The 21,706-nt window shown below is 68.6% G+C and carries 26 protein-coding genes; 15 read left to right on the top strand and 11 right to left on the bottom strand.

The features are described from left to right. Positions 1–165: 165 nt before the first annotated feature. The 3 genes from ACZ5ZX_RS22495 (at position 166) to ACZ5ZX_RS22485 (ending at position 2,912) form a co-directional block, all read left to right on the top strand. Positions 166–1,158, top strand: coding sequence for an isopenicillin N synthase family dioxygenase (locus ACZ5ZX_RS22495; protein WP_465503930.1), 993 nt, complete (start codon positions 166–168; stop codon positions 1,156–1,158). Between the two features lie 96 nt (positions 1,159–1,254). Further along, positions 1,255–1,659 (top strand): YciI family protein, encoded by a 405-nt coding sequence (locus ACZ5ZX_RS22490; protein WP_465503929.1) that lies wholly within the window; start codon positions 1,255–1,257, stop codon positions 1,657–1,659. After that, positions 1,659–2,912 (top strand): RNA polymerase sigma factor, encoded by a 1,254-nt coding sequence (locus ACZ5ZX_RS22485; RefSeq protein ID WP_465503928.1) that lies wholly within the window; start codon positions 1,659–1,661, stop codon positions 2,910–2,912. The genes ACZ5ZX_RS22490 and ACZ5ZX_RS22485 overlap by 1 nt, the downstream gene beginning before the upstream one ends. Positions 2,913–2,938: 26 nt before the next feature. Here ACZ5ZX_RS22485 and ACZ5ZX_RS22480 read toward each other — a convergent pair whose 3' ends face one another. Both ACZ5ZX_RS22480 and ACZ5ZX_RS22475 read right to left on the bottom strand, forming a co-directional pair. After that, entirely contained in the window at positions 2,939–3,796 is an 858-nt protein-coding gene (locus tag ACZ5ZX_RS22480; protein ID WP_465503927.1) for a hypothetical protein, read from the bottom strand. Between the two features lie 211 nt (positions 3,797–4,007). Beyond that, a complete protein-coding gene (locus ACZ5ZX_RS22475; protein WP_465503926.1) occupies positions 4,008–4,694 on the bottom strand; it encodes a nitroreductase/quinone reductase family protein in 687 nt (228 codons plus the stop codon). 103 nt (positions 4,695–4,797) lie between these two features. On the opposite strand from ACZ5ZX_RS22475, the gene ACZ5ZX_RS22470 reads away from it, so the two are divergent. After that, positions 4,798–5,232, top strand: a complete 435-nt coding sequence (locus ACZ5ZX_RS22470; RefSeq protein ID WP_465503945.1) for a MarR family transcriptional regulator — start codon at positions 4,798–4,800, stop codon at positions 5,230–5,232. A 26-nt stretch (positions 5,233–5,258) separates the two neighbouring features. Here ACZ5ZX_RS22470 and ACZ5ZX_RS22465 read toward each other — a convergent pair whose 3' ends face one another. Further along, the gene (locus tag ACZ5ZX_RS22465; protein ID WP_465503925.1) at positions 5,259–6,050 is read right to left on the bottom strand and encodes a class I SAM-dependent methyltransferase; all 792 of its coding nucleotides are present in this window, start codon (positions 6,048–6,050) and stop codon (positions 5,259–5,261) included. 175 nt (positions 6,051–6,225) lie between these two features. Here ACZ5ZX_RS22465 and ACZ5ZX_RS22460 point away from each other — a divergent pair, with 175 nt between their 5' ends. Further along, the gene (locus ACZ5ZX_RS22460) at positions 6,226–6,879 is read left to right on the top strand and encodes an NAD(P)-dependent oxidoreductase (protein ID WP_465503924.1); all 654 of its coding nucleotides are present in this window, start codon (positions 6,226–6,228) and stop codon (positions 6,877–6,879) included. A 289-nt stretch (positions 6,880–7,168) separates the two neighbouring features. On the opposite strand, the gene ACZ5ZX_RS22455 is transcribed toward ACZ5ZX_RS22460, so the two are convergent. Beyond that, the gene (locus tag ACZ5ZX_RS22455) at positions 7,169–8,092 is read right to left on the bottom strand and encodes a proteasome assembly chaperone family protein (protein ID WP_465503923.1); all 924 of its coding nucleotides are present in this window, start codon (positions 8,090–8,092) and stop codon (positions 7,169–7,171) included. A 106-nt stretch (positions 8,093–8,198) separates the two neighbouring features. Between ACZ5ZX_RS22455 and ACZ5ZX_RS22450 the strand changes: the two genes are divergently transcribed. Next, positions 8,199–8,753, top strand: a complete 555-nt coding sequence (locus ACZ5ZX_RS22450) for a PH domain-containing protein (RefSeq protein ID WP_465503922.1) — start codon at positions 8,199–8,201, stop codon at positions 8,751–8,753. Next, on the top strand, positions 8,750–10,279 hold the full coding sequence (locus ACZ5ZX_RS22445; protein WP_465503921.1) for a PH domain-containing protein: 1,530 nt from the start codon (positions 8,750–8,752) through the stop codon (positions 10,277–10,279). The genes ACZ5ZX_RS22450 and ACZ5ZX_RS22445 overlap by 4 nt, the downstream gene beginning before the upstream one ends. Here the strand turns inward: ACZ5ZX_RS22445 and ACZ5ZX_RS22440 are convergent. Continuing rightward, positions 10,263–11,171: an SDR family oxidoreductase gene (locus ACZ5ZX_RS22440; protein WP_465503920.1), complete on the bottom strand. Its 909-nt coding sequence runs from the start codon at positions 11,169–11,171 to the stop codon at positions 10,263–10,265. The genes ACZ5ZX_RS22445 and ACZ5ZX_RS22440 overlap by 17 nt on opposite strands. A 112-nt stretch (positions 11,172–11,283) precedes the next feature. Here ACZ5ZX_RS22440 and ACZ5ZX_RS22435 point away from each other — a divergent pair, with 112 nt between their 5' ends. The 7 genes from ACZ5ZX_RS22435 to ACZ5ZX_RS22405 all read left to right on the top strand — a co-directional run bounded on the left by ACZ5ZX_RS22435 (position 11,284) and on the right by ACZ5ZX_RS22405 (position 15,196). Further along, positions 11,284–12,063, top strand: a complete 780-nt coding sequence (locus ACZ5ZX_RS22435) for an IclR family transcriptional regulator (protein ID WP_465503919.1) — start codon at positions 11,284–11,286, stop codon at positions 12,061–12,063. 52 nt (positions 12,064–12,115) lie between these two features. Further along, on the top strand, positions 12,116–12,610 hold the full coding sequence (locus ACZ5ZX_RS22430; protein WP_465503918.1) for a GNAT family N-acetyltransferase: 495 nt from the start codon (positions 12,116–12,118) through the stop codon (positions 12,608–12,610). 21 nt (positions 12,611–12,631) lie between these two features. Then, on the top strand, positions 12,632–12,772 hold the full coding sequence (locus ACZ5ZX_RS22425; RefSeq protein WP_465503917.1) for a hypothetical protein: 141 nt from the start codon (positions 12,632–12,634) through the stop codon (positions 12,770–12,772). 31 nt (positions 12,773–12,803) lie between these two features. Then, positions 12,804–13,223 carry a helix-turn-helix domain-containing protein gene (locus tag ACZ5ZX_RS22420; protein ID WP_465503916.1) on the top strand — a complete coding sequence of 140 codons (420 nt, stop codon included), beginning with the start codon at positions 12,804–12,806 and terminating at the stop codon, positions 13,221–13,223. 72 nt (positions 13,224–13,295) lie between these two features. After that, positions 13,296–13,901, top strand: coding sequence for a dihydrofolate reductase family protein (locus ACZ5ZX_RS22415; protein ID WP_465503915.1), 606 nt, complete (start codon positions 13,296–13,298; stop codon positions 13,899–13,901). A 148-nt stretch (positions 13,902–14,049) separates the two neighbouring features. Continuing rightward, positions 14,050–14,841: a hypothetical protein gene (locus tag ACZ5ZX_RS22410; protein ID WP_465503914.1), complete on the top strand. Its 792-nt coding sequence runs from the start codon at positions 14,050–14,052 to the stop codon at positions 14,839–14,841. 160 nt (positions 14,842–15,001) lie between these two features. Then, positions 15,002–15,196 (top strand): hypothetical protein, encoded by a 195-nt coding sequence (locus tag ACZ5ZX_RS22405; RefSeq protein WP_465503913.1) that lies wholly within the window; start codon positions 15,002–15,004, stop codon positions 15,194–15,196. A 488-nt stretch (positions 15,197–15,684) separates the two neighbouring features. Here the strand turns inward: ACZ5ZX_RS22405 and ACZ5ZX_RS22400 are convergent, their stop codons facing one another. Genes ACZ5ZX_RS22400 through ACZ5ZX_RS22390 form a run of 3 tightly spaced genes read right to left on the bottom strand, consistent with a single transcriptional unit; the run spans position 15,685 to position 17,607 of the window. Next, the gene (locus tag ACZ5ZX_RS22400) at positions 15,685–16,593 is read right to left on the bottom strand and encodes an NAD-dependent epimerase/dehydratase family protein (protein ID WP_465503912.1); all 909 of its coding nucleotides are present in this window, start codon (positions 16,591–16,593) and stop codon (positions 15,685–15,687) included. Further along, positions 16,590–17,195: a dihydrofolate reductase family protein gene (locus ACZ5ZX_RS22395; protein WP_465503911.1), complete on the bottom strand. Its 606-nt coding sequence runs from the start codon at positions 17,193–17,195 to the stop codon at positions 16,590–16,592. Before ACZ5ZX_RS22395 ends, ACZ5ZX_RS22400 begins: the two co-directional genes overlap by 4 nt. A gap of 1 nt (position 17,196) precedes the next feature. Further along, the gene (locus tag ACZ5ZX_RS22390) at positions 17,197–17,607 is read right to left on the bottom strand and encodes an alpha/beta hydrolase family protein (protein ID WP_465503910.1); all 411 of its coding nucleotides are present in this window, start codon (positions 17,605–17,607) and stop codon (positions 17,197–17,199) included. A 107-nt stretch (positions 17,608–17,714) separates the two neighbouring features. Between ACZ5ZX_RS22390 and ACZ5ZX_RS22385 the strand changes: the two genes are divergently transcribed. Further along, entirely contained in the window at positions 17,715–18,935 is a 1,221-nt protein-coding gene (locus tag ACZ5ZX_RS22385; protein WP_465503909.1) for an alpha/beta hydrolase fold domain-containing protein, read from the top strand. Here the strand turns inward: ACZ5ZX_RS22385 and ACZ5ZX_RS22380 are convergent. The 3 genes from ACZ5ZX_RS22380 to ACZ5ZX_RS22370 all read right to left on the bottom strand — a co-directional run bounded on the left by ACZ5ZX_RS22380 (position 18,855) and on the right by ACZ5ZX_RS22370 (position 21,705). Beyond that, on the bottom strand, positions 18,855–20,126 hold the full coding sequence (locus tag ACZ5ZX_RS22380) for an aminotransferase family protein (protein WP_465503908.1): 1,272 nt from the start codon (positions 20,124–20,126) through the stop codon (positions 18,855–18,857). The genes ACZ5ZX_RS22385 and ACZ5ZX_RS22380 overlap by 81 nt on opposite strands. A gap of 99 nt (positions 20,127–20,225) precedes the next feature. Beyond that, a complete protein-coding gene (locus tag ACZ5ZX_RS22375; RefSeq protein WP_465503907.1) occupies positions 20,226–20,915 on the bottom strand; it encodes a GntR family transcriptional regulator in 690 nt (229 codons plus the stop codon). 4 nt (positions 20,916–20,919) lie between these two features. Then, positions 20,920–21,705 carry an SDR family NAD(P)-dependent oxidoreductase gene (locus ACZ5ZX_RS22370; RefSeq protein WP_465503906.1) on the bottom strand — a complete coding sequence of 262 codons (786 nt, stop codon included), beginning with the start codon at positions 21,703–21,705 and terminating at the stop codon, positions 20,920–20,922. Between the last annotated feature and the right edge of the window lies 1 nt (position 21,706).

Below are 21,706 nucleotides of genomic sequence, written 5' to 3'. Positions count from 1 at the left end.
GCGGTCCCCCCCCCGGGGGCGGGGGGGGGGGCGCCGGGCGCCCCCCCCCGCCCCCCCCCCCCCGGCGCCGGCGTCCCGGGGGCCGCCCGCGGGGGCGGGGCGCCCCCCCCCCCCCCACGACCGCTGTCCCGTGATCACCGGCGCGGGCCTGACTACCGTCGCGTCATGACTCTCGTACCGACGATCGACCTGAGCAGCTGGGACGACGGCGACCGCGCGAAGCTCGCTCACGACGTCGACGAGGCCCTGACGCGCGTCGGGTTCCTGCAGCTCGTCGGACACGGCATCCCGCAACCGACGATCGACGGCATGCGTGAAGCGACCGCCGCCTTCTTCGCCCTCCCTGGCGAGGAGAAGCTCCGCTCCGCGCCCGCCGACCGCGCGTCGGATCGCGGGTACGCGGCCGAAGGCACCGAAGGGCTGGCGTACAGCCTCGGCGAGACCACGCCACCAGACCTGTCGGAGTCGTTCGTCATCGGCGCCGAGCACATCGACGGCGAAGATCCGTACGGCTTCTTCGTCCCCAACATCTGGCCCGACCGGCCGGAGAGCCTTCAGCCTGCCCTCACCGCCTACGAGGCCGAAGCGCACCGCGTCGCCCGGGTCCTGCTGGAGATCTTCGAGAAAGCACTCGACCTTCCCGACGGCTACCTCGGCGCGTACACGCGGCATCCGACGCGTACCTTGCGGGTCAATCACTTCGAGCGCCGCGCCGGAGCACCCGAGCCGCTGCCGGGGCAGATGCGGCTCGGCGCGCACACCGACTACGGCATCGTCACCGTCCTCTACGCCGATCCCGTGCCCGGCCTGCAGATTCACGGTCCCGACGGCGCCTGGCACGACATCATCCCCGCCCAGGACGCGCTGGTGGTCAACCTCGGCGATCTCACCGCGCAATGGACCAACGACCGCTGGCGCTCCACACTGCACCGGGTCGTGCCGCCGTCCGGGCCAGGGCCGTCGCGGCGGCGGAGCGTGGCGTTCTTCTTCGACGGCGACCACGACGCGCGGTTCGAATGCCTCCCGACCTGCCATTCTCCCGAGAACCCGCCGAAATATCCGCCGGTCCTCGGCGGTGCGCACCTCTACGCGAAGATCACCGGCGGGCGGATCCTCGAACCGGCCGACGCGATGAACACCGCGGCCGACCGCGGCTGAGGAATAATTCCCGGCGAAGGATGTCCGGTCGTGTCCGGTGGCTCCGACGTCTCCGGCGAGAAGGCACCGCGGCGGTGCCTGCCGAGAGGAGAAGCCATGAAGTACATGATCATGATGTTCGGGTCGCAGCAGGATCTCGAAACCATCAGCGGCAGCTGGAGCGCCGACGACGTCGCCGCGCTGCACGAGTTCATGTCCAAGTGGAACAACGAGCTGGTCGAATCCGGCGAGTTCGTCGACGCGCAGGGCCTTTCCCAGCCTGCCCACGCCCGCCGGATCTCCCTGCGCGACGGCGCGCCCGTCGTGACCGACGGACCGTATGCCGAGACCCAAGAGGTCCTGGTCGGTTACACGACCGTCGACTGCGCGAGCTACGACCGCGCGACCGAGATCGCGGCCAAGCTGGCGGCCACCCCGTATCCGGAAGGCACCGACCTCGGCCGCGCGTGGTACGTCGACATCCGGCCGTGCGCCGACAGCTTCGAAGAACTGGAGCTCTAGTGCCGGACAGTGGCGTCGAGGGCCTGCTACGCGAACTGTCGCCGCAGGTCCTCGGCGCCCTCGTCCGCCGCTACGGCCACTTCGACCTGGCGGAGGACGCGACGCAGGAAGCACTGCTCGCGGCCGCGACACAATGGCCGGGCGAAGGGCTGCCGGACAATCCGCGCGCGTGGCTCATCACGGTCGCCTCGCGACGGCTGACCGATCTGCTCCGCGCCGAGCAGGCGCGGCGCCGTCGCGAGGACACCGTCGTCCAGTGGACGTTGCCGGAAGAGCACCTCGCCCCCGCGGCGGACCGGCGGGCGGCCGAGAGCGACGACACGCTCATCCTGCTGTTCCTGTGCTGCCACCCGTCCCTGTCCCCGGCGTCGCAGATCGCGCTGACGCTGCGGGCGGTCGGCGGTCTCACCACGGCGGAGATCGCGCGGGCGTTCCTGGTCCCCGAGTCGACGATGACCCGGCGGATCAGCCGCGCGAAGACCGGCATCAAGACCAGCGGGATCCCGTTCGGCATGCCACCGGAGGCCGACCGCGCGGCACGGCTCGACGCGGTGCTCCACGTGCTGTATCTGATCTTCAACGAGGGTTATGCCAGCACGTCGGGCCCGGAACTGGTGCGGAGCGAGCTTTCCGCCGAAGCCATCAGGCTGGCCAGGGTCGTCCACCGGCTCTTGCCGGACGACAGCGAGGTCACCGGACTGCTCGCGCTGATGCTGCTCACCGACGCCCGCCGTCCGGCGAGGACGGCTCCGGACGGCACCCCGATCCCGATGTCCGAACAGGACCGAAGCCGTTGGAACAGCGAGTACATCGCCGAAGGTGTCGCGCTGTTGTCCGAAGCGCTGCCGCACGGGCCGACCGGGCAGTTCCAGATCCAGGCGGCGATCGCCGCGCTGCACGACGAGGCACCGCGCGCCGAGGAGACCGATTGGCCGCAGATCGAGGCCCTGTACGCACTTCTGCTGCGGCTCTCCGACAATCCTGTGGTGGCGCTGAACCACGCCGTCGCCGTCGGGATGGCCCGAGGTGCGCGAGCGGGGCTGACGGCATTGGGAAAGCTCGGCGACCGGATCCCGGGCGACCACCGGGCCCACGCCGCGCGAGCGCATCTGCTCGAAATGGCCGGGGACATCGCCGAGGCCGCCGAGTCCTATGCGGAGGCCGCGCGACGGGCGATCAGCCTGCCGCACCAGCGTTATCTTCGTGGCCGCGTCGCCAGGCTGCGCACGGTCGTGAGTGGCGATTCGGGTTAGAACCCGAATCGCCACTCACGAGGTGTCTAGCAGCTGAGCAGGAGCCCGGTGATCGCGGTGCAGGTCGACGACGCGGTGTTGTTGGCCGCGTTCGGGTCGGCCACGGAACTCTGCACGATCTTCGCGGTCGTCTTGACCGGTCCGAGGGTCAGCAGTCCGGCGGCCACCGAGAACTTGGCCGTGGCGCCGGCGCCGACCGCGAGCGACGAGAAGTCACAGTTGACGACCTTCGTGCCGCTCGGGTTCGAGCAGATGGACGAGCCGGTGAAGCGCAGCCCGTTGCCGAGGGTCGACGCCACCCGGATCCCGGACGCCGTCGCCGGGCCCGCGTTCGTGACCTTGACCGTGTACTCGACCGACGACGTCAGTATTCCGCGCGGGGACGCGGTCAGCGTGACGCCGAGGTCCGCGGTGCTCGGGACGTCGGTGATCGTCAGCACCGGACCGTCGAGGATCTCGAAACTGTAGTTGTCACCGACGAACTGGTGCTGCAGGGTGACATTGCCCAGCGGCGCGTCGTCCTTGACCCGGAAGGTGAACAGCACGGTCTTGCTCTGACCGGGCGTCACCGTGCCGACCCCGCCGCGGATACTGCCGCCGAGCATGTCGCAGGCGTACGCGCCGGGACAGGACACCAGGTCGACGATTCCGGGCAGCGAGGATTCCTTGCCGTAGAGCGTCGCCTTGCCACCTTCGATGGTCGACGTCGCGTCGGCGTTGTAGACGGTCTGCGACACGGTGAACGTTTGTCCACGTTGGACAGTGGTCGGCGAGACCTCCACCGCGCTCGTCGGCGGGGCCGCGAGGGCGGAGGACGGCGCAACTAACATGATCGTGGCCACAGCGGCCACCAGAGACAGAAGTGAGGCTCTTCGAAGCTTCATCGGTTCTCACTATTCCGGTCGGGGGCGTCGCGCCGATCGGTGCGGACAACGATCAGTCGCCGAGGAACGGACATTCGTTACCGCTGTCCCCCGCCAAGTGGCCCGAAGGCCTCACCCACTCGGAGTAACGCCGTCGCATTCTCCTCGCGAATCCGGCCCCGCCGAGATCGTGCGCAGGGTGCCGCACCGATCTCCAGCAGGTCCAGGTCGGTCATGGCGACATCGTGCCGGCTCCACGGAGCGCCGGGAGCAGATTCGCCTCCTCGTAAGCGAAATGCTCCTCGAGTCCCTTCGCGACCCGTTCGAACTCCTCGCGCAGGGCGGTGCTTTCGAGTTCCCCCTTGCCCTGGAGCAATTCGTCGAGGTCGAGCAGGGCACGGGACACGGCTTCGTGTTCCTCACGCAGTCGGTTCAGCGCCGGCGCGAGTCCGGGATGGGCCTTCTCGATCGCGGTGAACGCACCGTCCTCGCGGATGTGGTGCATACGCAGGCCGTTGCAGAAGGTCACGCAATGACCGAGCAGTTCGCGCCGCAGCGGTTGCCGTTCCGCGACCGGCCCGCCGTCGAGTTCGGCTCGCGCGGCCGCGAGCGCCTTGCGAAGTTCGCCGTGATGGACGAGCAGCTGATCGGCGATCGCCCGCCCACGGGCGGCGTCGATCTCCAGCGGATACAGCGTGACACCCCGCTCTTGGCCGTCGAACGGCACGGCACGCGCAGCCTGCGGGACGGCGTCGATCTCAAGTGTCGCTTGTGGACTGACCAGGAGGTCGTCGTACCACCGCGAATCAGCGTCCGACGCCCATACCAGGTACCGGCTCCCTTCCCGCCGATAGGTGACCGCGGTCGTACGCGGACGCCCCGTCTCGGCGTCCGCGGTGGTCATCAGCAACTTTTTCACGGCACTCCCCAGGTATCATCGCAGCGAAAGCTATTTTGCTTTGCAAGCAAAACTTCTTTGCTCGCAAAGGTATCCAGGAGGGTGCCCGGTGTCAACCGAGGACATGGAAGTCGACGATGCCGTCCGGGCCTTGCTGCTGCTCATGCCGCGGATGGTCGGACGCGCGAAGCGGATCAAGATCCCCGACGAGCTCCAGTCGCTGTCACTGGCGCCGCGTCATCTCTCGCTGCTGTCGTACCTGCTCTTCGACGGACCGATGACGGTGAACGAACTGGCCGAACGGCTCGAAGTGGCCCCGACGACGGTGAGCCTGATGGTCGGCGAACTGACCAAAAAGGACGTTCTCGACCGGCGCGAGGACGAGGCCGACCGGCGTCGGCGGATCGTCGCCATCACCGAGCGGATGCGGCCTGCCATCGACGGGTGGCTCGCGCGGGGCGCCAGGGCCTGGCAGAACGCACTCACGCCACTGACCCCGGCGCAACGCCGTATGTTCATCGATACGCTAAGGGCTTACGAAGACGGGCTCACCGATTAGGGGCCGATCTCCGCTCCCGAACCGTTTCAGCCGGTGATCCGCACGGTGACCTGGTTGTCGGCGTAGGTATAGGCCACGTATTCGAATTCGACGCCGGTGCGTTCGACGTATTCCAGCCACGCCTTGTATTCGTGGCGCTGCCAGCCGGGATAATTGAAGAACTCGTCGAAGTGCACGATGCTGCCCGGTCGCAGTCGCGGACCGGCCAGGTCGAGCACGGTTTTCGCCGAACTGTACAGATCGCCGTCCACGTGCAGGAAATCGACGACGCCTTCGTGCTTTTCGAGAAAACCGGGCAACGTGTCGGCGAAGAGGCCGACGACGAGTTCGGCGCCGGGGACGTCCGGCAGGTCGTCACGCGCGAACGAACCGGCGGGCATCCCGTTGAGCCAGTTCTCCGGCAGCCCCTGGAACGAGTCGAAGCCATAGGTCTCGGCCCCGCCGCGCGCCTTGGCGATCGCACGGAGCGTGTTTCCCGTCGCCACACCGAATTCGAGGGCCATCCCGCCCGACGGGGCAAGGGAAAGCGCGTACGCGAGAGTCTCTTGTGGACGGGCGAAGTGCCGCGTCCCGGTCAGGTGCTCGCGAGCGAACCGATTGCTCTCCCGCGCCGCGTCCTGATCACCGGCGTAGATGATGTCGCGACGGCTCCGGATTTCGAACTCGATGACGCGGTCGTAACAGCGATCCCCTTGCCGGACGATCTCCGCGCGTAATTCCGCGGCGACCCGGTTCAGTTCCTCGGTATAGGGATCGTGGAATCGCCGGGCGAGCCGGTGCAGGCCCCGGCCGAGGGTGCCTTGAGCCGATCGGCTCAAGGTCTTCAGGGCCGAGTGAGGTACCAGGTGACGCATTCCGGGACGATACACCAGCACCATTCGAGTGAACGGGTCCAGAACACCGGAGCCGGTTTCGTTGCGGTAACCGAGGGGTCCGCTCCTACCATCGCGTTCGACGCCGGTGTTCGAGGTCCGGCGCGGAAAAAGGAGCGCGATGAGCAAGATCGTCATCTTCGGGGCAGGCGGACGTGGAGGCCGCCGTGCCGTCGCCGAGGCCGTGAGCCGAGGGCACCGGGTGACCGCCGCCGTCCGGGATCCCCGCCGCCACGCGGATCTCGCCGGGGACAACGTCACCCTGATCGCCGCCGACGTCACGGTCGCGGACGACGTCGCGAAGGCCGCCGCCGGGCACGACGCCGCGATCAGTTCCATCTACCGCGCGGATCTCCCGTCCCAGGTGTACTACCCGGCCGCCGCACGTGCGCTGATCGACGGTCTCGGACGGGCGGGGGTCGCGAGACTGGTCGTCGTCGGCGTCGGATCGGCGCTGGAGATCGCACCGGGTGTCGCGTTCCACGACCAGCCGGACTGGCCGTCGGCGCACCGCGAGTTCTCCCTCGGGCACACGGCGGAACTGGAGGTCCTCCGTACGTCCGGCGACGGGCTGGACTGGGTGATCATCGCGCCGCCGCCCGCGATGATCGACGAACACGCCGACCGCACGGGCGAATACCGCACCGGGGACCACCGGGTGCTGCCGCGCGCGGAGGACGCGGGGCCGTTCTCCTACGCGGATCTCGCCGTCGCGCTGATCGACGAGATCGAACGGCCGAAACACTCGCGGTCGATGGTCGCCATCGACCACTGACCCGATGCGCGTGAAGGTCCCCTTCCCTCGGCTGACCCCAGGGGCCCGGCAAAGTCGAAATCTTGCAGGTCGGTGACCTCTTCGTCATGGCGCAGGCCGACGTCTATGAAGGAATTGGGACATTGAGTGTCCCAATTCCTTCATAGACACGGGGCCGCACCCCGGTTGCGAAGCTTGATCAACAGAGCTTCAGGGGCATGCCCCTGAAGCCGGTGCACCTATGCGACTTTGCCGGAACCCTCGGCTGGCCCGAGGGAAGGAGGCCTTCACGCGCTTGAGGGCCTGAGCGCTACCGCTCGGGCGTGTCGCCACCGTTCTGCTGCTCGGCGAGGAAGCGCTCGAACTGGGTGCCCAGCTCCTCCGCGGTCGGCATGTGCTCGACCGACTCCGCGAGCAGGCTCTCCTTGCCGGACGCCTCCATGAACGTGTCGTACTGCCGCTCCAGCGCGCGCACGACGTCGGCGACCTTGTCCGACTCGGCGACCTGCCGGTCGATCTCGGCGTCCGCCTCGCGCGAGGCCTCCCGCAGGTCCTCGTCCGGCAGGTTCAGCCCCGTCGCCCTGGCGACGGCCTCGAGCAGGTGCAGCGCCGCACTCGGGTACGTCGACTCCGCCAGGTAGTGCGGCACGTGCGCGGCGAATCCGGCGGCGTCGTGCCCCCACTCGCCGAAACGGAACTCCAGCAACGCGGCGACGCTGCCCGGCACCTGCATCCGGTTGGGCAGCGGACGGTGCTCGCCGACCAGCTCGTCCCGCGTCGCGTGCGCGGTCACGCCGAGCGGGCGGGTGTGCGGCGCGCCCATCGGGATGCCGTGGAAACCGGTGGTGAGCCGGACGTCCCAGCGTTCGACCAGCCCGCGCACCGCCGCGCAGAACCGCTCCCAGTCGTGGTCCGGTTCCGGGCCGGTGAGCAGCAGGAACGGTACGCCGTCGGCGTCGTGCAGCAGGTGGACGACCAGTTCGGGGGCGTCGTAGGCCTCCCAGTGATCGATGGCGTAGGTCATCGTCGGGCGCCGCGACCGGTAGTCGATCAGGCGGTCGACGTCGAAGCGCGCGATCACGCGGTGCTCGGAGGAGTTCAGGAGGTGCTCGGCGACGAGCTTGCCGGCCGAACCCGCGTCCATGAATCCGTCGAAGTAGTGCAGGAGCACGGCCCCGCCGAGGTCAGGGACGTCCGAGTCCACCTCGTACAGGTCCTCCGGGTCCAGCGCCACCAGATCCTCCAGCTTTCGTGGTTACAACCGTCTATGGGTGGCAACGCCCCGATAGGGGGCATCCATTCCGCCGTTGGTGGCCGAGATCCTATCCGGGCCGTGACAGTTGTCGTGGGCAGTCCGCACCGGGGTGGGGCAGGGTGGAGGGGTGACAGAGGAGACAGCACCGCCTGAACGGCTCACCCTGCGCCCGCCCGCCAACCGGGTCAGCCGTCGCGCCATCGGGTACTGGACCGTATGGGCCGCGGTCGGCTGGGCCGTGCTCATCGGCGTCCAGACGGTGTTCGTGCTCACCAGCGACGACGCGCCGACGTGGCTCACGGTGACGCTGGCGATCTCGTGCGTGCTCGCCCCGCTGCATCTGCTGGTCATGCCGCAGTGGCGGTACCGGATCCACCGCTGGGAGGTCACCGGTGAGGCCGTGTACACCCAGGAAGGCTGGCTCAAACAGGACTGGCGGATCGCGCCGATCTCGCGGATCCAGACCGTCGACATCGAACGCGACCCGGTCGAGCAGCTGTTCCGGCTGGCGAAGATCACCGTGACCACGGCGTCGGCCTCGGGTCCGGTGAAGATCGCCGGGCTCGACCACACCGAGGCGCTGGCGCTGGCCGCGGAACTCACGAAGACCACTCAAGCCACCCCTGGCGACGCGACATGACCATCGACGTGGCCCCGGAAGCCGAACTGGGGCAGTGGCATCGCCTCGACCGCCGGATGTTGCTGATCCGGCCGGTGCTCGACGTCGTCAAATCGCTGCCGGTGCTGATCGGGACGGTGATCCTCGGCCGGGGCAACGGCTGGGAGTGGATCGGGCTGGGCATCACCGCGGTGACCGTGCTGGTCGGGATCTCGCACGTCCTCACGTCGCGGTATCGCGTGGCCGACGGCCAGGTGGAATGGACGACGGGCCTGCTGCTGCGCAAACATCGCGCGATCCCGTTGGACCGCGTGCGCACGGTCGACGTCACCTCGGAACCGAAGCACCGCCTGTTCTCCCTCAGTGCCGTGCGCATCGGCACCGGACGGCATTCGCACGGCCAGGGCGCCGACCAGCTGGTGCTCGACGCGGTCAGCGCGACCGAAGCGCACCGGCTGCGCACGATTCTCCTGCACCGCAAGGAAGTCGTCACCGAAGCCGAAGCCGAATCCGCACCGCCGCCGGAGCAGGTCGTGGCGGAGGTGGACCGGAAATGGCTTCGGTACGCGCCGTTCACGCTGTCCGGGCTCGCCGTGGTGGGCGCGGTGTTCGCCACGGTCTGGCATTTCGCGCATCAGCTGAACATCGCGCCGGAGAACGTCGGCCCGCTGCGGGACCTTTTGGACGGGCTGGCCGGTACCGCGGTCTGGCTGATCGTCGTGGTCGCGGCGGTCGTCCTGCTGGTCGTCGTCTCACTGCTCTCCGTGGGTGGCTACGTCCTTTCGTTCTGGAACTTCAAGCTCACCCGGGAAAGGGAGGGCACCCTGCACATCCGGCGCGGGCTGATCACCACGCGTTCGGTGTCCATCGAAGAGGACCGGCTTCGCGGCGTCGAGGTGAAGGAACCGTTGCCACTGCGGATCGCGGGCGGGGCGCGGCTCATCGCGATCGCGGGCGGACTGCGCGAGGGCAAGGGCGGGGACAAGGGCGGCGGTCTCCTGCTGCCGCCCGCGCCGGTCGGACGGGTCCACGAGGTCGCGGCCGCGGTGCTGCGGGAGAACTTCGACCCGGCCACCGTGCCGCTGAACCGGCATCCGCGGCGCGCGCTGACCCGGCGGCTCACCAGGGCCGTCGGCGGCGTGCTGATCCTGGCGGCGGCGCTGTTCGGCCTGGCGTCGATCGATTTCCTGCCGGGCTGGATGTGGCAGGTCGCACTCGGCCTGGTGCCGTTCGCCGCGCTCGTCGGCTGGGATCGCTACCGCAATCTCGGCCACGCGATCGTCGGGCGGTATCTGGTCAGCCGCTCCGGTTCGCTGGCGCGGGCGACGGTGGCGATCCGGCGCGAAGGGGTCACCGGGATCGTCGTCAGCCGATCGTTCTTCCAGCGTCGCGCCGGGTTGATCACCGTGACCGCCCCGATCGCGGCAGGCAGGGGCGGCTGTCAGGTGGTCGACGTCGGCGAATCGGCCGGACTGGCGATGGCGGAGCAGGCCGCGCCAGGCCTGCTCACGCCGTTCCTGCGGCGCACGGCTAGCGGTAACCGGTGACGTCCGCCGGTTTGCCCGGATCCTGGACCTCCACGAGATAGCGCCAGCAGTCGGGACGGCTGCCGTCGAGGTCGGTGAATCCGTATTCCTTCGCCAATTCGCCGCTGGAAACCGATTTCCCGTTCCAGCGGGCCACCTCCGGGTCACCGGCCAGCGCCGCGACCGCCCGGCCGACGAACGCCGGGCTTTCAGAAATGGCGAAATGCGGTTGCACCTTCGTCGCGTCCCGCCAATTCTCTTCGGTGACCTGATAAGCGTCGAGCATCGCCTCGGAACGCAACCAGCCCGGCGTGACCGCCACCGCGGTACCGCCGTACGGTTCCAATTCGTGGCCGAGTGCGAACGCCATACGGTTCACCGCGGTCTTGGCGAGGTCGTAGAAGAACGAAACCCGGTAGTTCCCCGAGTTGTACGCGGTTGTCCCGTCGTTGACCTCGACGACCAGCGCGCCCGGTTCCCTGATCATGAGCGGGAGCGCGAAATGGCTGGTGATGGCGTGCGTGTCGATGGCGAGCCGCAAGGTCCGCAGCCCGGTGTCCAAAGTGGACTCCCAGACCGTTTTGTTCCATTCGATGGGTGCGCCGTAGATGTCGTTGACCAGGATGTGCAGCGCGCCCTGTTCGGCCTCGATCCTCGCCACCAGTTCACGGACTTCCGCTGCCGCCAAATGGTCTACCGCGACCGCGATCCCACGCCCGCCCGCTTCGCCGACGAGCGCCGCGGTCTCCTCGATCGTCTCCGGACGGTTCATTTCCGATCTGTGGGAAGCGGTACTGCGACCGGTCACGTAAACGGTCGCACCGGCTTCCCCCAATCGGACCGCTATTCCGCGCCCCGCTCCGCGCGTCGCACCGGCGACCAAGGCGATCTTGCCGGTCAATGGCTTTTCCATGGTTCGAACCTAGCAAGAAGTCCACTTGTTCATGGACCAAAGACCCTGGTCCGCAATTCACACAATGTGCTACTTTCTTGACTCTTCGTGATTGCCCCGGCGAGAGGTCGAGATGACGACTGCCGCACGATCCCTGGACGCCACCACTCCCCCGAAACGCACCCCCGGCGCCAGCAGTTCACGCAAAGTCCTGCAGCTCCTGCTTTCGTTCTCCGAACGCCGCTGTGACGCGAGCGTCGCCGAACTCGCCGCGAGGATCGGCACCCCGGTCGCCACGACGTACCGTTATGTCGCGCTGCTGAAGGAACTCCAGCTTCTGGAGGAAGGCAAGACCGGCCGTTATCACGTGACGAGCCAGGTGATGCCGCTCGCGCGGGCCGCGCAGCTCGCCAACGACCTCGCGCGCCTGGCGCGTCCGACGATGGAGGAGGCGGCGCGCGAACTGGGCGAGACGGTCCTGCTGTTCCAGCATTTCGGCGATTCGGCGGTCTGCGCGGACCGGGTCGAATGCGAACGCGCGATGCGGTTCACCTTCCAGCCCGGCCATTCCGTCCCGCTCGGCGCCGGCGCGTCGGGCAAGATGCTGCTCGCCATGCTGCCGGAAGGCGAACGCGAGAGACGGCTTTCGTCGATCGCCCAGCGTCGCGGTCCGAGTGTGCGGGAAGAGGTCAAACGCGCCGGTGTCAACCGGTACGCGGTCAGCTGGGGCGAACTGGACGACGGCGTCTGGTCGTGTTCGGTGCCGATCCCGAGCGCCGGGCACCGGCCCGCGGTGCTGAGCCTTGCCGCCCCGGCCACCCGGATCGGCGACGACGCGAAACGCGCCGCCATCGTCGCGCTCCAGTCGTACGCGGGCAGGATCCACCGGGCCGTTTCGTCGTTTTCCCTCTGACGCGGCGATAATTCGCGCGCGCCCGGTGAAGGCGGCGAGTAGAACTGGATCCGTGATCCGCCTCGCCGTCCCCGAAGACCTGCCCGCGCTCCAGGAGATCGAACGCGCCGCGGGCGAACCGTTCCGCGCGCTCGGCATGGCCGCGATCGCCGACGACGACCCGTTTCTGCTCGCGGAGCTCGCGGTCTACCAGAACGACGGCCGGGCCTGGGTCTGCGACGACGGCGACGGACCGGTGGCGTATCTCCTCGCCGAGGTCGTCGACGGCTACGGCCATGTCGAGCAGGTGTCGGTCCATCCGGACCACGCGCGGCAGGGCCTCGGACGGCGGCTGATCGAACACGCCGCGGACTGGGCGGCAAGGGAAGGTCTCGCGGGACTGACGCTGACGACGTACGCCGAGGTGCCGTGGAACGCGCCGTACTACTCCCGCCTCGGCTTCGTGACACTCGGCGAACAGGAGCTCACCGAGGGGTTGCGGGCCATCCGCGCCCACGAAATCGCCCGTGGGCTGGACGCCTGGCCGAGAGTGACCATGCGGCGATGACGGCTCGGCCACACTGAAGCCATGGATTACGTCGGTCAGGTGCCCGCCCCGCCGCTCGACCGGTTCATCGACGACCTCTACTGCCTGACCGGGGTACCGCGCCATCGCCGGCTGAACGTCCCGCCCATGCCGTCGGCCCACCTGTTGCAACCGGATCAGTGACCTCGCCTCCGCCACCGCGACTCTGCGGGCGGTGGAAGACGAACTGCGATCGCGACTCGCCGAAGCACCTTCGCGCGGCCTGGAACTGGTCCAGTACACAGGCGGGCGGCTGGAGACCTCCCACGGCGCCGTCGCGGTCGACGCGCTGACCGCGGCCGCCGGAGTGAGCGTCAATCACCTGGCCGCGCAGTTCAAAGCCCATATCGGGATCACCCCGAAGCGGTTGGCCCGGATCTACCGGTTCGCCGGGTTGATCAATTCCGTGGACACCCTCCGCCCGATCGACTGGTCGGCGTACGCGCACGCGGCGGGATACTTCGACCAAGCCCACTTCGGCAAGGAGTTCAAGGACTTCACCGGCCACACCCCGACGGAATACCTGGCCCTGCGGCGCCGGTTCCCCGCCGACCGGGACTTCCCGCCCGACAGCGGCCCGATGCCCGCCGAGTGATTTTTTACAAGACCGGTCGCCGTCGGGCCGAAAAGATCGGAAGCGAACACGCAAGAGACTCGAGGAGACGCTGTGGGCTCGGTGATCATGCACAACGTGGTGTCGGTGGACGGCTTCATCGCCGACAAGAACGACGACGTCGGGTCACTCCACGAGTGGTACTTCAACGGGGACACCCCGATCGAGGGTGACGACGGGTTCGACCATTCCGGATCCGGGAGCCCCTTCAAGGTTTCGAAGGCGTCGGCCGAATACGTCCGGTCGACGTGGACCGCGATCGGCACGATCGTGATGGGCCGCACCTTGTTCGACCTGGTGAACGGCTGGGAGGGCCGTCCGCCGACGGGCGACCACGTGGTCGTGGTGTCGCACCGGCCCAAACCCGAGGGCTGGCACCCCGAAGCGTCCTACCATTTCGTCGACAACGTGAAAGCCGCGATCGACAAGGCACAGGAGCTCTCGGGCGACCGGCTCGTCGCCGTGAACGCCGGTGAAGTGGGTGGCCAGATCCTCGCGGCCGGCCTCGTGGACGAGGTGGCGATGGACGTGGTGCCGGTCGTGTTCGGCTCGGGGAAGCGCTACTTCGGCGGCATCGACGGCCAGCACCTGCTGGAGGATCCGCACGTGGTCATCCAGGGCGAGGGTGTCCTCCACCTGCGGTTCAAGGTGCGCCGCTGACCCGCTTGGATCCACCTGGCACGAGGCGTTTCGGGTAAGCTCCGGGTAGGAGCGCCGGGAAGCCTGGTCGGCACGGTATTCGTCGACCTCGAAGGGACTTCCCATGGCCGCTCAGCCTTCTGTGGCGACGCTTGTGGATCGGCGACGCATGTTCTATCTGGCAGCCGTGGGCGGGGTCGTGCTTTCCGCCGCGTCCGGCATCATGCTCGGCATCGGCCTGGCCGAGGACGAAGCCAACGCCTGGGTAGGAAGCACCGGATTCCTGGTCAACGTTGTGATCATGTCGGTCTCGCTACTCGTCGCTGGGATCATGTGCGGCCTCGCTCTCCTGTGTGGCCGCGAGATACGTCAGACCGCGGTCGGCACCTGGCTTCCCACGGGAACCGACGTCGCTCAGGCTCCCGGGCTCGAGGCGCTGCCCCGGCGGTTCCACATGATGAGCCTCCTTGCCATCCCGCTCACCGGTTTCGGCGTCCTGATGTTCGTTCTCGTGGTGTGGTTCTCGCTGGCGAGCCGTTCGGTGGGAATCGCGATCGTCTTCGGCGCTCCCTTGGCCTTCGGGATCCTGTGCGGTTTCACCGCCTGGGTCGGCTGGGCCAGGAGGGCCAGGTCGGTGCGGAAGACCGGCTGGTACACCGTGAAAACCATCGACATCGAAGTCTTCGACGGACGTTTGGCACCCTTGCCGTTGATCTCGATCGGCTTCGAAGACGACAGCACGATCCAGCTCCGTGCGATCAACTCGACCTACGGAACCAGATATCGCGCGGGCCGTCGCCTCGCCGAGGCGTGGGTCGGCGGCGAAGACACCTCGATGGTCGTCTTGTTCGACAACGGCCGCTGGCGAAAAGGCCTTCACCCGGTACCGGTGAAAGCCATCAGCCCACGAACGCCTTCACCGGCTTCGGAGCCCTCCGAGGGCAAGATGACCGCGCGGTGACACATACCGCGACCAGGCGACAGACAGCGTGGTCAGCACAGGTCTGCTACCCCGGGCGGGGGACTCGATTGGCCACCTCTATCGAACGTGTGTTCTACTTTGCGCGCCGGCCCCGGAGGGGGAAGCTCCGCGGGCCGGCACCGGAGCAGAGGAGGCACGGATGGCGGTCAAGATCACCCATCTCACCAATGGCCAGCAGGTCCGCTTCGCCAACGCGGACGGCGCCCGGCGCTACGCCGAGATCATCGGTGGCGGGGTCGACAAGTGGCGGTTCACCGTGGTCGGCGGGCATGAGTTCCCGGAACTGTCGGGGCGGGTCGTCAATGTGCCGGTATGGCGGCTGCCTTCCAGGTGACGCCGCCGCGTTTCGTCCTCTGGTCGCGGTACCTGCACGTGCAAGGACCCTGGGCGGCTCAATGCCAGGAACTTAAGTGGCGGTTCCTGAGGCCCCAAGTGTCCAAACGGGATCCACCGAGGTCGACACGTCCGATTGAGCACCATTCGCCCGTGTTATCAGGTCCGTGAAGGCCTCCTTCTTTGTTTACCCACCGGTGTGGAGCTGGTGCGGGTCGGGTGGGGAAGATTCCGGCCGTTGAGCGTCCGGAATCTTCCCCGCTCGGTCTCCGGTCCACCGGTCGTGATCGGCACGAGCTTGATCAACGGAAGATCTGGGACGTTGAGTGTCCCAATTCCTTCATCGACGAGCCGCCACCACACACCATGCGCCTCTCGGGGCGCGAGCCGGAGCAGCGGGTAACCAAATGCGGGACCCCGGAAGGAGGCCTTCGCTACCCGACGACAGTCAAGAGCCGGGCTGGGGCCCTGTCCGAGCCGGCTTCGCGTTCACCGTGGGTTGTGTTCGCGCCAAGCGACATAGTCGGCGACAGCGGCCGCGACGTCGAAGCCCGGTGCGAAACCGGTGTCCTCGACGAGCCGCGAGATGTCGAGATACGGGCCGGTCTGTCCGCCCGGCCGGAGGTCGAGCCGGAGCCCCGGGATGATCGCCTCCAGCGCGCCCACGAGCTCACGATGCACGAACGGCCGTCCGCGGGACACGTTGTAGGTGTTGTGCCGCAAGGTATCCGCGGTCATCAGCGAAGCGATCGCCCGTCCCGCGTCGGGTGCGTAGCAGCTGTCGCCTCCGTCGTCGGCGTTCAGTGGCGATGGCCGCTCACCTCGCAGGACGGCGCTGATGTAGGGCGGGAGAGGATTGAACGGCGATTCCGGATCCATCAGCGGACCCCAGATGCTCCCGATCCGGAGCACCACCGGCTGGACCCCGCTGCCGGCCAGAGCGTGCGTGGTGATCGGCTCCACGGCCTTCTTGAAGGCGACGATCGGATGCGGCAGCTCCACGGCGGGCAAGGCGAGTTCCTCGTGCCACGGGGAAACCGTCTGTCCGATGTAGACACCGAGGCTGCCGGCGACGGCGAACCGGCGGACACCCCACGCGCGGGCGGCGTCCAGCCCGTTGAGCAGGGCGGTGGTGTCCGCGCGGAAGAAGCCGACCGGGTCGTCACCGGGGATGCTTCCGGCGAGATGGACGATGTCGCCGATGTCGTGGCGATCGGCCAGCGCCAGGAACGCGTCCCGGTCGGTGACGTCGACGGATTCGACGGTGACCCGGCCTTCGAGGAACGACGGGACGTCCGTGCGTCGATGGGCGGTGACCACGACGTCGTGGCCGAGGTCGGCGAGCGCGCGGGCGGTATGGGCGCCGATCATGCCCAGGCCACCGGTGACGAGGATCATCGGCCGACGCCGTAGTGCAGGTGGGTCACACCGGGGGCCGGGATCGCTTGCAGCAGCCGGAGTTCCACGTGTTCCGGGAGTTCGTGGAAGAACCTCCTGCCCCCGCCGAGCAGAATGGGCACCTGGTGCAGGATCACCTCGTCGACCAGCCCCGCGGCCAGCGCGGAACTGACCAGCCCGCCGCCCATCAGGCCGACGTCCTTGCTCCCGGCGATCTCCCGCGCGGCCGCGATGGCGTCCTCGACGCCGGTGGTGATCACGGTCTGTCCTTCGCCCGCTTCGGGCGCGGGCCGGTGGCTGAGCAGGACCATCGGCGCCGTCGGGTGCGGGCTTCCGCCGCTGAACCGGCTGGAATGCTCGTAGGTGGTCCGCCCGACGACGATGGCGCCGATCCGGCTCGCGATGGCGTCGAAGAACCGCGCGCTCGGCTCGCTCAGCTTGAACCCGTCGAACACCTCGCTCGGGGTGTCGCCGTCGAAGTACCAATCGAACAGCGTCGGCGCGTCACCGAGACCGCTTCCGAACTCGTCGGCGCCCTCGGGCCGCCTCCCGCTGATGTAACCGTCCACCGAGACGGCGAGACCGGTGAAGACCTTGCTCATGTCATTCCTCCACGATTCGTTTCGATGTTCCGAGCCGGGCGGCGATTTCCCTCAGGCCACCGCCGACCAGGTGGACCGGAGGCCAGCCCTGCGCCTGGGCGTACCTCGCGACCCGCGCGGCCAGCACGGCTCCCGGCCCTTCCCCGGCGACAAGGACCGGCCCCGGATCGGCCCCCAGGCTCCGGAGATGAGCCGCCGACCACTCCAGTACGGACCGCGCCGCCCGGAACGGGGGCAGTCCGGCGGCGATCACCACCGCACCGCGGCCCGCGACCCGTTCGGCCCCGGCCCCGTCCGGGGAGAACCAGAGCACCAGTGGTGCGGTGCCCCCTCGCCCGGAAGGCCAGTACACCCGCGCCACGCCATCCCGCATCCGCAGCTCGGCAACGCGCTGACCTGCGCTTTCGGCCATGACCAACCCTGCCACGGGCAACGGGTGGAAGGGAAAGACCGATCCCGCATCACCGTCTTGCGCGGAGTGCATGACCCCGGCGGGGCCGAGCGGGGATACTCGGCGGCATGTCCGAACGTCCCGCCGGCCCACGGCTGCTGGGCATGCCTTCGGCCGCCGACGCGATCGAGCTCAAGCACCTGCGGGCGTTCGTCGCGGTCGCCGACGAGCTCAACTTCAGCCGTGCCGCGAACCGGCTGTTCATCTCACAGCCCGCCCTCAGCCGCCAGATCAAGGCGTTGGAGCAACTGATCGGCTGCCGGTTGCTGCGCCGCTCGACCCACCGTGTCGAGCTGACCCTCGCCGGTGAAGCGCTGCTCGGCGCCACACTGCCGCTGCTGTCCGACATGGACAACGCGATCGCCCTCACCCGATCGGTCGGTGGCGAGGTGGGCGCGCGAGTCACGCAGCTGTGGAATTCGGTCGTCGAGGAGGGCGGCACCGGTCTCGCGGCGATGCGCGAGGCCTTCGAAGCCCTCAACGCACAACTCCCCGTACCGGAAGGCACCGTGGTGAGACCGGTCCAGACGGACGGGGTCTCCTCACTGGTGATCGCACCCGGACCTGGTCACCGGCCGAGCGTGCTGCACCTGCACGGCGGCGGATACATCGCGGGATCGGCCTTCGGCTACCGTCCGCTGGCCGGAGCGCTGGCGGCGGCGACCGGCTCCGCCGTCCTGGTTCCGGACTACCGGCTCGCGCCGGAGCATCCCTTCCCCGCGGCGCTGGAGGACGCGCTGCGCGCCTACCGATGGCTGCTCGGTCAGGGCACTGATCCGGAACGGCTGACCATCAGTGGCGATTCGGTGGGTGGCGGGCTGGCCGTTTCCCTGATGGTCAAGCTGGCGAGGGAAGGTCTGCCCCAACCCGGCAAAGCGGTACTGCTGTGCCCGGCGGTGGACGTGGTGGATCCGCCGGACGGCGGCAGCCCGGCCGCCCGCTGGTTCTCGCTCTACGTCCGCGATCACCCGCCGAACGATCCCCTGCTCAACGTCTTCGAGGCCGACCTGTCCGGGCTGCCGCCGCTGCTCGTCCAGTCAGGGACCGAAGACGTGACGCTGGACGAGACACGGCGCTTCGTCGACTACGCCCGTGGACAGGGGCTCGACGTGCGCTTCGACCTGTACCCGGTCAGCACACACGTGTTCCACCTGTTCTGGTCGTTCCTGCCCGAGGCCGCGGACGCCCTCGAGCAGGTCGCCGGTTTCCTAGACCAGCCGGTCCAAGGCGCGAGGCAGGGCCGAGGCGAGCAGGTCCAGTTCGGCCTCCCCCGCGATCAACGGCGGTGAGACCGCGATTCCCTTCGCCAGGTTCCGCACGAGGACACCTTCCTCCCGCGCCGTCCGCTGCAGCCGGTTCGGCGCGCCGGCGTCGGAGGAGAGGAAGTCGCTCCTCAGTTCCACCGCGGCGAGGAAGCCGAGCCCGGCCCGCACCTCGGCGACCAGCGGATGCGACGCCAGTCCGGAAAGCGCGTCCGCCAGCGGTTTCTCCAGTTCCCGGCCGCGTGGGATGAGCCCGTCACGCTCGTAGATGTCCAGCGCCGCGTTCCCCGCGGCGCAGGCGACCGGATGTCCCGCGTACGTCACCCCGTGCCGCAGCACCGGCGCGCCCGGCTTGCCGGTGAAGAACGGCTCGGCCACCCTCGGCGCGACGATCAGCGCGCCCAGCGGGATCGTCCCGCCGGTGATGCCCTTGGCGGTGGTGATCATGTCCGGTTTCACCGCCCAGCGGTCGATCCCGAACCAGGTCCCCAGCCGCCCGAAAGCGGCGATCACACAGTCCGCGACGAACAGTACGCCGTGTTTGCGGCAGATCTCGGCGACCGTCTCGATGTACCCGTCCGGCGGCAGCAGGACCCCGCCCGCGCCGATCACCGGTTCGCAGAAGAAGGCCGCGACCCGCTCCGGACCGACCCGCTGGATCTCTGCTTCGAGTGCTTCGGCGCTGTCGTACGGCACGTGCGAGATGTCGCCCGGCAGCGGCCCGAAGCCCGCCGCGTTGGCCGCGATACCGCCGACGGCCGTGCCGAAACCGTGCGTGCCGTGGTACCCCTGCGTCCGCCCGATGACGTGCACCTTCTCCGGCCGCCCGGTGTGCGCGAAATGCGATCGGGCGATCTTGACCGCGGTGTCGATGACGTCACCGCCACCCGAACCGAAGAACACCTTCGAGCCCGGTTCCGGCGCCAGCGCGGAGACCCGCTCGGCGAGTTTCAGCGCGGGCTCGTTGGCGTTGTAACCGAACAGGTTGTACGAATCGAGCGTCCGCAACTGGTCCGCGACGGCCAGCGCGATCTCCTCGCGCCCGTGCCCGAAGTTCGCGTACCAGAGCGACGCGGTCGCGTCGAAGTACCGCTTCCCCTCGTCGTCCCAGACGTAGGAACCCTCACCGCGGGTGATGACCAGCCGGTCGCCGTCGACCGCTCCCATGTCCGCGAAAGGGTGCCACAGCGGATTGCGCGCGGATGCCGACGACACCATGTCTTCCTCCTTGTGTTCGTGCCCCCATCCTCACCCGGATCCGGCCGCGACGCGAACACTCCATCGTGCACAATTCACGCCCCGAACCTGTCCGGTCTGTCACCGGCGGTCGTAAGCCGCGAGCAGCTGTTTCTCCGCGTCCCGCAGGTACTTCTCCAGCGCCGCCTCGGCCGGCCCGAACCGGCCCCGTTCCAGATCACGCACGATCCGCTCGTGCCGCTCCAGGAAGGGCTCGAAGAACGCGCGCGTGTTCTCCGCCAGCACGAAGAACAGCCGCGTCTCCGCCAGCACCTGACGCATCGTCGTACTGACCCGCTCACTGCCTGCCAGATCCCCGAGCGCCTGGTGGAACGCGATGCTCGCGGTCCCGACGGCCTGCCAGTCGCCTTCGTCCGCCGCGGCACGGCCTTTCCGCACCGCCTCCACGACGCCGGAAAGATCCACAGTGGACAGTTCGGCCGCACGGCGCAGCGCGCCGCATTCGGTGACCCGCCGCATGACGTAGAGATCCGCGATGTCCTGCGCGGTCAGCTCCCGCACGAACACGCCGCGGTTGAGTTCGTGCACCGCGAGCCGTTCGTGGGCCAGCAGCTGGAACGACTCCCGCAAGGTGTTGCGCGAGACGCCGAGCGCGGCGCTGATCGACGGCTCGGAAAGCCGCGACCCCGGTGGGAAGACGCCTTCGGTGATGCGCTGGCGCAGGATCTCGGCGACCCGTTCCGCGGTCCCGCTCCGTTCGAGCAGGGGCCTGTCGCGGGCCAGCGTCTCCTCGGCGGCAGGAGTGGGCATGGCGTTACCTGACACCGAGTTCGAAGTCGAGACTGTACCGGTTGCCTGGCATGGCACCGGCGGCCTTGGCGCCGTCGATCGGGAGCGCGACGCCGTTGATGAACCGCGACTCGTCGCTCGCCAGGAAGACCACGGCCTTCGCGACCTCCCAAGCCTCGCCGACCCGCGCCGCCGGGGTGCTCGCGGTCAACTGGTGTTGTTTCGCCTCGAAATCCTCCGGCGAGGCAAGGGTTCCGCGCAGCATGTCGGTGTCGACCGCGCCCGGGTTGATCGTGTTCGCGCGGATCCCCTGATGCGCGTGCGCGACGGCGATCGACTTCATCATGCCGACCAGCGCGTGTTTGGTGGCGTTGTACACCGGGTCGCCGGGGCGGCCCATCACGCCGCCGTTGGACGACGTCGTGACGATGCTGCCCGCCTTCCGCTCGATCATCTGCGGCAGCACCGCCCGCGTGCCGAGGAAGGCGGCGCGGACGTTCACCGCGAAGATGTCGTCGAATTCCGCGAGCGTGGTGTCGGACAGGGGTTTCCCGAGATGGATGCCGACGTTGTTGAACAGTACGTCGATCCGGCCCGCCTCGGCGAGCACGCCGCGTACGAACTCGTCGACCTGTCCTTCGTCGGTAGCGTCCACAAGGGAATGCCTGACGCCTTCGACGGGCTCGGCGAGTTCGCGGAGATCACTGGAGAACACGGTCGCGCCCTCGGCGACGAACTCCTTCACGGTGGCGAGGCCGATACCCCTCGCTCCCCCGAAGACCACCGCGACCTTGTCTGCCAGCCGGCCCATG

The sequence above is a fragment of the Amycolatopsis sp. NPDC033938 genome, from assembly GCF_055575975.1.
The sequence above is the reverse complement of the archived record's forward strand: the minus strand, read 5'-3'. Positions and strand labels throughout refer to the sequence as shown.